Here is a 10795-nt window from a genome sequence, read left to right as displayed (position 1 = left end):
CGCTCCCAACACCGCAACTGGCCGCAACCAGAACCGGCGACAGTCACCATCACCCAGCCAGGAGCAACCTAAAGTCACCGGCATTGGCCCTAGGCCAGGGCGGATATGGCGAGTACACAGCCGAAGCCGAGCAGCGACACGGTGGTCTCGATGACGGTGAAGCTCTTGAACATGTCCGTCAGTGACATGCCGAAGCTCTCCTTGACCTGCCAGGAGGCGGCGTTGTTGATGTGCGGGAAGATGATGGAGCCGCAGCCGAGTGCGAGGACGACCAACGCCGGGTGCAGCCCGGGAGTCTCGGGCACCATGGGGGCGACGATCCCGGAGGCGGTGATGATGGCGACGGTCGCCGAGCCGACCGCCAGCCGGATGAGGGCCGCGATCACCCAGGCCAGGATGAGCGGAGAGACGCCCAGGCCGTGCGTGAGGTGGGCGATCGCCTTGCCGATCCCGGAGTCCAGCATGACCCCGCTCAGGGCGCCGCCTCCCCCGATGATCAGCAGGATGGGGGCGATGGCCGCGATGCTGTCGTCGACCTGGCCCTTCAGCTGCTGCCCGCTGACTCCCCGCGCCCAGCCGAGGCCGATGACCGCGAGGATCACCGCGATCAGCAGCGCCACCACCGGCTGGCCGACGAAGCCGAGCGCACTCGCCCAACCCCCGGTCAGGTGGGCGACGGTGACCACGGACTGGCCCACGACCAGGATCAACGGCAGCACCACCGGGATGACCGACAGGGCGATGCCGGGCGGGGTCCGGTCATCGGCCTTGAGCGTGAACTGTTCGACGAGTCTGGGCGGAGGCACCGGGAAGACGCGGCGGGCGATCGGGCCGGCCAGGAACTGGCCGGAGACCACCATGGTGATGACGGCGACCGGCAGGCCGTAGCCGATGACCGTCCCGACCTCGGTGTGGAGGGCGGTCGCGGCGGCGGTGGGGCCGGGGTGGGGCGGGACCAGCGCGTGGATCGAGGCGACGGTGCCCAGTGCCGGGACACCCACGAGCAGGTAGGGCGAAGTCCTCCTGCCCTTCGCGTCGCGGCCCTCACTGTCGAGCATGGTGGTCTCGACCTCCCGCGCGATGCTGAACAGGAGCGGCAGCAGCACCGCGAGGGCGACCTCGAAGAAGAGCGGGAGGGCGACGACGAAGGCCAGCAGGCTCACCGTCCAGGGGACGGTGCGCAGGGAACGGCCCCGGGTGAGCACGGTGGCCAGCCGCCGGATGGCTCCGGATTCGGCGAGCACGGTGCCCAGGATGGCGCCCAGGACCAAGATCAGTCCGGTCTGCCCGAGCGTTCCGCCGGCCCCGGAGGTGACGGATTGGACGACCGCCGCGGGCTTCTCCCCGGCGACGAGCCCGATACCCAGAGCGCCGATCACCAGCGCCAGGAACGGATGAACCTTCAACCGTGTCGTGATCAACAGGACGACGACGACTATGCCGACGAAGCCGGTGACCAGCAGGCCGACCTCAGATGATGGGGCCACGCCAAACCTCTCTGTTCGCGCGGGCGGGGGGCGTCAATCGCGGGAGCTTCTATCGCGGGAGCGTCAGTCGAGGGGGCGTCAGTCGAGGGGGCTGCCCGGGTGGGGGTGCAGCCACGGCGCTCCGCCTATATGAATCACTCAGAAACTCGCTCAGTGCTGGCTTGACTACAGGATTTAGCAGGCGGGTTTCAAGGGCCTGACAGCAACGTGCGCAGGACGCTCGCGGCACTCGCCGGACCGGACACCACCGGCATCTCCAGGGCCGCCGCGAGAGCGCGGGCCGCGGGGGCGAGCGAGTACTGGGCGAGGAAGACCGCGTCGGCGTCCGCGATCGCCGCGGACACGCCCTCCACCAGCACCGACACCAGCCGGTCACGCTCTCCCGCGGCCGTCACCGCCTTGGCCTCCGGCACGACCAGACCCGACACCTCGACCCCCGGTGCCGGTGCGGACGAGGCCAGTACCGTGCGAAGCCGGTCCACCGAGTCCCGCAACGCCGCCTCGAACGAGGCCACCACCAGGACGTGCCGGAGCCCGCCGGCGGCGATCTGCTCGAACGCCGCCTGGTCCGGTGCCAGCACCGGCACGGCGACCCCGCCGGCGGCCTCCTGCGCCACCACCCCGTACAGCGAACAGGTCAGCAGAACCGCGTCGGCGCCCCCGCGCACCGCGTGTTCGATGAGCCGGTGCATCCGCGCCCGCAGCGCCGCGGTCAGACCGCCCTGTTCGTCGGCGTCCGACAGCAGCCGGTCGTCCAGCAGGTGCCAGACCTCGGCCTCGGGGAAGCCCTCACGCAGCGCCTCGGCCGCCGGCGCCATCGCCGTGGGTACGGCACTGATCAGCGCGATCCGGGGCGCGGTCACGCCGCCGCTCCCCGGAACCACCGCACCCAGTCCAGCCCCGCCACGGTCTCACCGGCCGGCGCGTATTCGCAGCCGATCCAGCCCGGGTATCCGGATTCGGCGACGGCCCGCAGCACGGCCCGCCAGCCGATCTCTCCCGTCCCCGGCTCGTGCCGGCCCGGCGGGTCGGCGACCTGAAGGTGCCACACCCGTTCCTGGAAACGCCGGTAGGTGCGGATCAGATCGCCCTCGTCGATCTGCAGATGGTAGAAGTCGAGCAACAACCCGACCTGATCGCCGCCGACCGCCTCCGCCACCGCGGCCGCCTGTTCCTGGGACTGCAGAACGAAGCCGGGGCAGTCCCGCTTGTTCTGCGCCTCCAGAACGATCCGGACTCCGGCCTCCCGGGCCTGTTCCGCGGCCCAGGCGATGTTGGCGACGTAGCGCGCGAACGCCCGATCCCGACCGACCCCGTCGGGCACGATCCCACCGACGACGTGCAGCAGCTCGCAGTCCAGCGCGGTCGCGTATTCCAGACCGCGCTCGACACCGGCCCGGAACTCGCCGTCCAGGCCGGGGATGCAGGCCAGTCCCGACCGGGTCGGCGTTCCGGGCGCGCCCATGGGCGTGTTGATCAGCACCTGGGTCAGCCCCGCGTCACGCAGCCGACGCCGAAGGACGGGAGCGGCGTAGCCGTAGGGCGAGGGGAACTCCACTCCGGCGAAGCCGGCGGCTGCGGCCGCGTCAAAGCGCGCCTCGAACTCCAGCTCGGTGAAAAGCCACTTGAGGTTGGCGTCGAAACGAAACGTCGTCATCTTCCGTCCGCCTCCGGCCGCCGCGTGCGCGCCGCTGCGTGAGCGGCCGACCCCGGGTTGACGGTGTGTTCGGAACGTCCACCCCGTAGCACCGTCACGACCGACCGGGCGGCCATCATCCCGGAGCGGGCACGTGACTCCACCGTGGCGGCTCCGATGTGTGCCGTCACCAGCACGTTGTCGAAGGAGCGCAACGGGCTGTCGGACGGCAGCGGCTCCTTCTCCACGGTGTCCAGCGCGGCGCCGGCCAGCCTGCCGGAGGCGAGCGCGTCCGCGAGGGCGCTCTCGTCGACGACGCCGCCGCGCGCCGTGTTGACCACGAAGGCACCCCGTTTCATCCGGGCGAATGCCTTTGCGTCCAGCAGGTGGTGGGTCTGCCGGCTGAGGAACAGGTGCAGACTGACGAAGTCGGACTCGGCCAGCAACTGCTCCAGGTCGAGCACGCGAATGCCGTGCTCGGTCGCGTAGTCCCGGTCGACGGCCGGGTCGTAGGCGACGACGCGCATGCCGAAGCTCTGCGCCAAGCGGGCCACGAGTCTGCCGATCGCGCCCAGACCGACGATGCCGAGCGTGGCACCGGCCAACTCGCGTCCGCCGGCCTGGTCCCACCCGCCCGCACGGACCGATGCGACGTTCTGCGGGATCCTGCGGGCCAGGCTGAGGAGCAGCCCCATGGTGTGCTCGGCCACGGACTGGCGGTTGACTCCCGGGGTCGGGCAGACGGCGACACCGTGTGCGGTCGCCGCCGCCAGGTCGATGTTGTCGTAGCCGACCCCGGTACGCCCGATCACCTTCAACCGGGGCGCCGCCTCGAACAGCTCCGCGCCGAAGGGGTCGGTGCCGGCCACGATCGCGTCGACGGAACCCACCAACTCCGGCAAGGACGCGCCGCCGCGGGCCCGGTCCCCGACCGAACCGTGCACGACGTCGAGCCCGGCCGCGGCGAGGTGGCGGTGCACGGCGTCCCCCGGTCGCAACCAGCCCGTGGTCACCAGGACGCGCCCGTGGAGTGGAGCTGCGTGCTGCGCTGCCCGGTCCGTCACCTCTGTCGGCGCTCCCGGCCCCGTCGGCTCTATGGGCTCTGTCGGCTCTGTCGGCTCTGTCGGCTCTGTCGGCTCTCCGGCCAAGACCGTCCTACCTCTCCGGCCGTTACGGCCTCTCCATCGACCTATCGGGTCGCGACAAATAAAATACTATAGCGATGGGGCCGATACTAGACCCCTGCGTGTGCAGCAGCTTTTCGGCGGTGGTCCTGCCCTCCCCCGCCCAGTCAACGGCCGCGGGCGGCCGGGTCCTGGGCGGTGACGTGCCGGGCGACGGCGTCCACGCCGGGGCGGGCGCACCGCTCCAGGGAGCGGACAGAGGCGTGCCGGGAGCGGGCCGGCAGCATCGGCGTGCTGGTGCCGTTCTCCGCGCACGGTGCCGTACAGGTCGTTGTCGTAGCCGAGCTGGATGACGGCGGTGTCCTCGGCGTCGTACCCGCCGTCGGGCAGCGCGGCGGTCGAGAAGTCGGCCATGATCCGGTTGGGCATCCCGAAGTACCACAGCAGCAGGTCGACGATGTGGTAGCCCATGTCGATGACGCAGCCGCCGCCGGCCTGGCTGACGTCTCCGCGCCAGCCCGCGCCGGGGTCGTCGGTGTGGAAGGTGTACTGGCCGTCGATGAAGAATGGGGTGCCGATCTGGTCCAGGAGCTGAACCACGGACGCGTGGAACGGGTTGAAGCGCCGTTGGAGCGTGACCATCAGCTCCACCTGGGCCTGCTGGCAGATCGAGGCGAACTCGCGCGCCTTGGGCAGGGAGGTCGCGAACGGCTTCTCCTTGAGGACGTGCACGCCTCGGACGGCGCACTCCTCGATCACGGCCCGGCCGGCGTGGTGCGGGACCGCGACGATGACGAAGTCCAGCGCCACGGTGTCCAGCAGGTCGGCGGCCCGGGTGAAGCCCGGGACGTGGTGCGTGTCCTGCTGGGCCCGCAGGGCGTCCGGGTCGCTGTCGCAGACCGCGCGACCAACTCGGCCCGGTTGGAGGCGAGCAGGCCGGGAAGGTGGTCTTCGAGTGCCTGGTGTCCGAGGCCGATGACCGCCGCGCGTCGTTTCATGGGCTGACTCCTTCCGCTTCGTGAGGGAACTTGTCGATGCGTGTCGAGTACAGCGCCAACTCCGGTTTCCTGGACAGGCATTGTCTGTAGTCCCGGGGTTGTCCCGCGCTCGCGCGCAGTAGGCTGTCCGTCACTGTCGATGATGGAATTGGCCCCGTGGACGACCCGATCCGGCACCCCCTCGCCTACGCCCGTGAACTGCGCGGGTGGTCACAGAGCGACCTCGTCGTGTTCCTCGACCGGGCCGCCCGCAAGCACGGGCTCCGCTCCGGCGCGGACAAGACGGCCGTCAGCCGGTGGGAGAACTGGCGCAAGCAGCCGAACCTGCACTCCCAGATCCTGATCGCGGAAGCCTTCGACGTTCCGATCGCCGACATGGAGCTGTTCGGGTGGCCCGATTGGCTGCCCGGCCGCGAGGTTCCGCTGCCACTGGGATCGGCGTACACCGTCCAAGCACTTCGAGATGCACAGAGAGCCGCCATGGACCGCCGCAGCTTCATGACCTTCAGCGCCGTCTCGCTGGCCGGCCTCGCCGCCCAGTGGGCCACGATCGAGCCCGATCGCCTGACTTCCGCCCTCGACGGCAGGACAGCCGTGGACCCCGGGCTCGTGGACTGGCTGGAGCAAACCAGCGCGAAGCTGACGACCCTGCCCACCGAACAGCGCCAGCACACGATCAAGCTGACGGACGCTCATCTCGCGACCGTCACCGACCTGATCGAGGGCGGCGGCCACGCCGAGCCCGTCGCCAAGCGGCTGCACCTCCTGGCCGCGTCACTGGCCACCACCTGCGGCTGGTACCGCTTCGACCAGGGCAAGCACTTCGCCGCGGGAAAGCTCTGGGCAGGAGCCTTGCAAGCCGCCGACGCCGCAGGTGACCGCGACTTCAGCGCCGGTGTGCTCTCCGACTTCGCCTACCAGTCGAACTGGATCGGCCAACCGAACATCTCGGTGGACCAGCTCGGCCACGCACTGTCCGGTACCAAGCACCCCACCGCCCGGTCGCTGCTGTTCCTCCGGCGGGCCAGGGCCCACGCCGCGCTCGGCGAACGCTCCGCGTGCTACCGCGACCTGTCCGACGCCGAGACCGCACTGTCGACGCGGGCTAGCGACCCCGCGCCGGGCTGGTGCGCGTGGATGCGCCCCGCGGACCTCGCGGTCGACTCCGGCCAGTGCCTGCTCGATCTCGGCCGGGCCGACGAGGCGCAGGTCAGGATGGCCGAGGGCCTGGCCCTCCTGCCCAAGGCCCGGGACAAGACGCGTGGCATCTTCCTGACCTACCAGGCCAAGGGCTTCCTGCAATCCAACGACGTCGAGCAGGCTCTCGCCGTCACCACCGAATCCCTCGATCTGGCCACCCGCATCGGCGCCGAGCGGTGTGTCAGCCTGGTCCGCGAGCTCGCGCCGGCGTTCCAGCCGTACCGCCAGGTTGACGGCGTCGCCGATCTCATCGAGCGCGTCCGGGCTGCGTGACGGATGCCCAGATCAGAGTCGCGGTGATCAGCGGCCCGGAGAGGATGATCCCGGAGAGGATGATCCGAGCCGCCGTCGCCAGGAGGCTGCCAAGCGCCAGTCTGCGAAGCCCGGACCCATGCGGGCGCGGGGCCGGGCTTCGCGCCGATATCAGCGAGAAGTGCTGCTGGGTGGAGGACCAGGTGTGGACGGCTGCGCGGGTGGCCACGCTGATCGGGCGCAAGTTCCACGTTTCGTACAGCCTCTCGGGCGCCACGAGGCTGATGCACCGGCTCGGCTTCAGCCCGCAGGTCCCCGCACGCAGAGTGGCCGAGCGCGACTTCATCGCCCTGGTCGGCGGCGTCCAGCACCTCGTCAAAGCACCGATCGTGCTGGTCCGGGACCGCCTGAACACCCACATCTCCCACGCCATCGGCGAGTTGATCGCCGAACGCGACCGGCTGACGGTCTTCCTCCTTCCCGCCCACTCGCCCGACCTCAACCCCGTGGAGTGGGTCTGGGCACACATCAAGCACAGCCTCGCCAACCTCGCCGTGGTCGCCCTCGACCGACTCGAAACCCTCGTCCGCAACCGACTCAAGCGACTCCAGTACCGACCCGACACACCCGACGGATTCATAGCCGGCACCGGCCTGACCCTCGACACCCCAACATCACCCTGACGAGCCGAAGTCAGTGATCAAGCGTCCTTGGAGGTAGTGCTGTGGAAAGCCTGCGACAGGCGGTGGCCGTCATCGTCCACGACCGGAGTGGCGGCCGGGTCGCGACGATCAACTACGCGACGAACAGCTGGAGCACGACGCCGGTGTGGACGATCCCCGGCGGCAAGGTCGAGGTCGGCGAGCGCCTGGACGAGGCCGCCGCCCGTGAACTGGCGGAGGAGACGGGGCTGGAAGTCGACCCGTGCGACCTGCGACTGGTCCACACGATCCAGGTCCGCCAGGGCTGGGACGGCAAGGGCCCCTTCCTGCTGTCGGTCTTCCTCGCCACCGCCTGGCAGGGCGAGTTGACGAACACCGAGCCCGGTAAACACCTCGCCGTGGTGTGGTCGCCCGAGGGCGGGCTGCCGCTGCCGATGTTCCCGTCCTCCCACGCCGCCCTGTCCGCGTACCTGTCCGGTGGCCGCGGGTTCTCCACCCACGGCTGGGCCGAGGGGGCCGACCCCCGCGACCTGGTCCAGGACTGAGGAAGGCACCGCCGCCTTCCCCACCAGCCGGATCCCGTACGCCTACCGCGCCGTGCACCGGCCCGACGGCGGCACCGACCGACACCTCGTCCGCCCCGGCCACCCCCGACAACCACCCGAGTGACCACCGAACCCCGGAGGCAGTCCCGCATGACCGGATCCCCCGTACGCCCCGCCGGCCCCGAGGACGCCGACGAACTGCTGCGCCTGCGCGTCGCGGTGCTCGACGGCGCCCGGCTCACCAACGACTGGCGCACCACCTTCCGCGACGACATGCGCGAACGGCTCGGCACCGACCCGAACCTGCTCGCCTACGTCGTCCCCTCCGACGACGGCACGCTGGCCTCCTGCGCCATCGGCATCGTCTACCGCGGCTACCGGGGCCCCACCCACCCCACCGGCCGGTGGGCCCGGATCCACACCGTGGCCACCGACCCGGCCCACCGACGCCGCGGGCACGCACGCGCCGTCACCACCGCCCTGGTCCAGGCACTCCGGCACAGCGGCTGCGGATCGATCGAGCTGCGTGCCACCGAAACCGGAGCCCCGCTCTACCGCACCCTCGGATTCGACCCCGTCGACGGCTACATGGCGCTGCGCCCCGGCTCGGAAGGCTGGACGCGGTGACCGCCTTCGACCTCGACGCCTACAACGAGCGGGCCCGCAACGGCCCCTGCTTCATCTGCTCGATGCTCGCCGGTGAGCCCGGGTACGAACACCGGATCGTCCTGGACGACGGCGTCCACGTCGCCTTCCTCGACCGCTACCCCACCCTGCCGGGCAAGCTCCTCGTCGCCCCGCGCGCCCACGTCGAGGACACCGTCAGCGGCTTCACCGAGGACCAGTACCTCGCCCTGCAACTGGTCGTGCACCGCGTGGCGACCGCGCTCGCCGCGACCGTCCCCACCGAACGCCTCTACCTGCTGAGCCTGGGCAGCCAGCAGGGCAACGCCCACGTCCACTGGCACATCGCCGCCCTACCGCCCGGCATCCCGTACGAGCAGCAGCAGTTCCACGCGCTGATGACCGAGGGCGCGGGCCTCCTGCCCGACGACCCCGGCCGGGCCGAACGCCTCGCCGCCGACCTGCGCACCCGGCTAGGCCACCCCGGCCGTCACGACCAGGAAGGAGCCTGACCATGGTCTTCGTCCCGCCCGGGCGGTTCGTCCCCACCCTGCCGCACGGCATCTCCTACGCCGGCGTCTTCCTGACCGACCGCCACGACCGGCCGCTCCTGCTCACCTCCGCCCACCACCCGGGCGAATACCACTACCCCGGCGGCCTCCTCGACAACGACGAGGACCCGTGGACATGCGCCACTGCGCGAGACCGCCGAGGAGATCGGCTTCGTCCCCGCCGCCCTTGACGACGCCCCCGCCCCCTGATGCTCTCCTTCACCCCGCCGGAACCACCGCGGCCCTGGAAGATCGGCGTCACCTTCGACGGCGGCCACCTCACCGACAAGGAACTCGAACGCATCACCCCCGACCCCGCCGAACACGACCGCACCCGCCGCCGATCCCGCCCGACCACGCACCCGAAACGGAGCAGCCGATGACCACCTGGGACGAGATGTCCGCCGCCGCAGGCGAAGTACGCGACCTCTACGACGAGATCAACCGGCGGAAGCTGGGTCGCACCTGGGGCCTGTCGGACTTCGTCCTCGGTTTCACCGGCGACGTCGGCGACCTCGCGAAACTGGTCATGGCCCACCAGGGCCACCGCGCCGACGTGGCCGCGAGCACCGGGGCCATCGGCCACGAGCTGTCCGACTGCCTGTTCTCGCTCATGGTCATCGCCCAGGAGACCGGCGTCGACCTCGCAGGCCGCTTCACCACCGACATGGCCACCCTCGCCGCCCGCCTCCGACCCGGGCAGCCGTCACCAGCCACTCACCCTGCGCCCGCCGAACAAGGAGGACCTGCCATGCCACCCCTGCCGTCCCTGCTCGCCGTGCTCGCACACCCGGACGACGAATCGCTCCTCGTCGGCGGCACCCTCACCCAGCACGCCGCGTCCGGCGCCCGGACGGCCGTCGTCACCGCAACCTGGGCCGAGGACAGCCACCGCGCCGCCGAACTCGCCGACGCCCTGGACATCCTGGGCGCCGGCGCGCCGAGGATGCTCGGCTACGCCGACGCCCGCGTCCCGCAATCCGCTCCCGGTCGGCCGCGGCTGTGCGACGCGCCCGTCGACCACGTGGTCGAGGACATCGTGCGGCACATCCGCGCGGTTCGGCCCGACATCGTGCTGACCCACGACGCCTACGGGCAACTGACCGGCCACCCGGACCACCGGCAGACCCACCGGGCGAGCCTGCTGGCCATCGCCGCCTCCGGACTCGAACACCTCTACCCGGACGCCGGGGAGCCCTGGCAGCCCGCCGCCGTCCACATGGCCACCCACCCCCACTCGGCGATCGCCGACCTCGGGCCGCTCCTGAGCCGGGTCGGCAAATCCGTGCTGAGCGTCCCGGACACCCTGGCCGACGTGACATGCGATGTACGCCAGTGGCTGGACCAGAAGTGGGCCGCGATCACGGCCCACCGCAGCCAGGTCGAGGGAGAGCGCCCGCTCCCCGGAATCCTGACCCGCCTGCCCGAGGACGTCAGGTACCGGATCCTCGGAACCGAGCACTACACGTCACTCACCGCGCCACCCCGACACCCCCCGGCTGGATCGGCCTGACGGGCCGACAGACACCAGGACACAGACCCCGATGCCAGTAACCGACTTCCCCGCCGGACGGACAACACCGTACCGGCACCGGCAGTCCGGCGCCGGTACGGGCGGTGCCCGCGCTCTGAGAGGGTGTTCGATAGGGGATTCCCCCCAACTGTCCGGCTTTGGTTCTTGCGGCACGGACTCGTTTTCAGGATCTCGTGGCGGCC

General features: G+C 70.9%; 13 protein-coding genes and 1 pseudogene. 8 read left to right on the top strand and 6 right to left on the bottom strand.

The features are described from left to right. Positions 1-89: 89 nt before the first annotated feature. The 6 genes and pseudogenes from ACIP37_RS37425 to ACIP37_RS37400 form a co-directional block, all read right to left on the bottom strand. Complete coding sequence (locus tag ACIP37_RS37425; RefSeq protein WP_400812473.1) at positions 90-1487, bottom strand: gluconate:H+ symporter; 1398 nt, start codon at positions 1485-1487, stop codon at positions 90-92. Positions 1488-1675: 188 nt separating this feature from the next. Continuing rightward, complete coding sequence (locus ACIP37_RS37420) at positions 1676-2350, bottom strand: aspartate/glutamate racemase family protein (protein ID WP_363589261.1); 675 nt, start codon at positions 2348-2350, stop codon at positions 1676-1678. Further along, entirely contained in the window at positions 2347-3144 is a 798-nt protein-coding gene (locus ACIP37_RS37415; protein ID WP_363589259.1) for a TIM barrel protein, read from the bottom strand. The genes ACIP37_RS37420 and ACIP37_RS37415 overlap by 4 nt, the downstream gene beginning before the upstream one ends. Further along, positions 3141-4103, bottom strand: a complete 963-nt coding sequence (locus ACIP37_RS37410) for a phosphoglycerate dehydrogenase (protein WP_363633326.1) — start codon at positions 4101-4103, stop codon at positions 3141-3143. The genes ACIP37_RS37415 and ACIP37_RS37410 overlap by 4 nt, the downstream gene beginning before the upstream one ends. 234 nt (positions 4104-4337) lie before the next feature. Continuing rightward, positions 4338-4889 carry a Gfo/Idh/MocA family protein gene (locus ACIP37_RS37405; RefSeq protein WP_400812489.1) on the bottom strand — a complete coding sequence of 184 codons (552 nt, stop codon included), beginning with the start codon at positions 4887-4889 and terminating at the stop codon, positions 4338-4340. Between the two features lie 3 nt (positions 4890-4892). After that, a pseudogene (locus ACIP37_RS37400) lies at positions 4893-5138 on the bottom strand (Gfo/Idh/MocA family oxidoreductase); the annotation flags it as partial. 335 nt (positions 5139-5473) lie between these two features. Between ACIP37_RS37400 and ACIP37_RS37395 the strand changes: the two are divergent. The 8 genes from ACIP37_RS37395 (at position 5474) to ACIP37_RS37360 (ending at position 10592) form a co-directional block, all read left to right on the top strand. After that, entirely contained in the window at positions 5474-6718 is a 1245-nt protein-coding gene (locus ACIP37_RS37395; protein WP_400845387.1) for an XRE family transcriptional regulator, read from the top strand. Between the two features lie 170 nt (positions 6719-6888). Beyond that, a complete protein-coding gene (locus tag ACIP37_RS37390) occupies positions 6889-7380 on the top strand; it encodes a winged helix-turn-helix domain-containing protein (RefSeq protein WP_400812468.1) in 492 nt (163 codons plus the stop codon). A gap of 41 nt (positions 7381-7421) precedes the next feature. Next, complete coding sequence (locus ACIP37_RS37385) at positions 7422-7904, top strand: NUDIX domain-containing protein (RefSeq protein WP_363589251.1); 483 nt, start codon at positions 7422-7424, stop codon at positions 7902-7904. A 150-nt stretch (positions 7905-8054) separates the two neighbouring features. Next, positions 8055-8531 (top strand): GNAT family N-acetyltransferase, encoded by a 477-nt coding sequence (locus ACIP37_RS37380; protein WP_400812466.1) that lies wholly within the window; start codon positions 8055-8057, stop codon positions 8529-8531. Further along, positions 8528-9040 carry an HIT family protein gene (locus ACIP37_RS37375; protein WP_400812465.1) on the top strand — a complete coding sequence of 171 codons (513 nt, stop codon included), beginning with the start codon at positions 8528-8530 and terminating at the stop codon, positions 9038-9040. The genes ACIP37_RS37380 and ACIP37_RS37375 overlap by 4 nt, the downstream gene beginning before the upstream one ends. 2 nt (positions 9041-9042) lie before the next feature. Next, positions 9043-9270: an NUDIX domain-containing protein gene (locus tag ACIP37_RS37370; RefSeq protein WP_400812463.1), complete on the top strand. Its 228-nt coding sequence runs from the start codon at positions 9043-9045 to the stop codon at positions 9268-9270. An 18-nt stretch (positions 9271-9288) separates the two neighbouring features. Beyond that, positions 9289-9462, top strand: coding sequence for a hypothetical protein (locus ACIP37_RS37365; RefSeq protein ID WP_363589243.1), 174 nt, complete (start codon positions 9289-9291; stop codon positions 9460-9462). After that, positions 9459-10592 (top strand): PIG-L family deacetylase, encoded by a 1134-nt coding sequence (locus ACIP37_RS37360; protein WP_400812461.1) that lies wholly within the window; start codon positions 9459-9461, stop codon positions 10590-10592. Before ACIP37_RS37365 ends, ACIP37_RS37360 begins: the two co-directional genes overlap by 4 nt. Positions 10593-10795 lie beyond the last annotated feature (203 nt).

The sequence above is a fragment of the Kitasatospora sp. NPDC088861 genome (assembly GCF_044750105.1).
GTDB lineage: Bacteria > Actinomycetota > Actinomycetes > Streptomycetales > Streptomycetaceae > Kitasatospora.
Note: the sequence above shows the minus strand (reverse complement) of the source record. Positions and strands in the feature narration are given on the sequence as shown.

What these genes read in the sequence shown, in the direction of transcription:
- ACIP37_RS37360 (WP_400812461.1), top strand. Translation starts at nt 9,459, where the DNA reads ATGACCACCTGGGACGAGATGTCCGCCGCCGCAGGCGAAGTACGCGAC.
- ACIP37_RS37370 (WP_400812463.1), top strand. Translation starts at nt 9,043, where the DNA reads ATGGTCTTCGTCCCGCCCGGGCGGTTCGTCCCCACCCTGCCGCACGGC.
- ACIP37_RS37415 (WP_363589259.1), bottom strand. Translation starts at nt 3,144, where the DNA reads ATGACGACGTTTCGTTTCGACGCCAACCTCAAGTGGCTTTTCACCGAG.
- ACIP37_RS37365 (WP_363589243.1), top strand. Translation starts at nt 9,289, where the DNA reads ATGCTCTCCTTCACCCCGCCGGAACCACCGCGGCCCTGGAAGATCGGC.
- ACIP37_RS37380 (WP_400812466.1), top strand. Translation starts at nt 8,055, where the DNA reads ATGACCGGATCCCCCGTACGCCCCGCCGGCCCCGAGGACGCCGACGAA.
- ACIP37_RS37405 (WP_400812489.1), bottom strand. Translation starts at nt 4,889, where the DNA reads ATGGTCACGCTCCAACGGCGCTTCAACCCGTTCCACGCGTCCGTGGTT.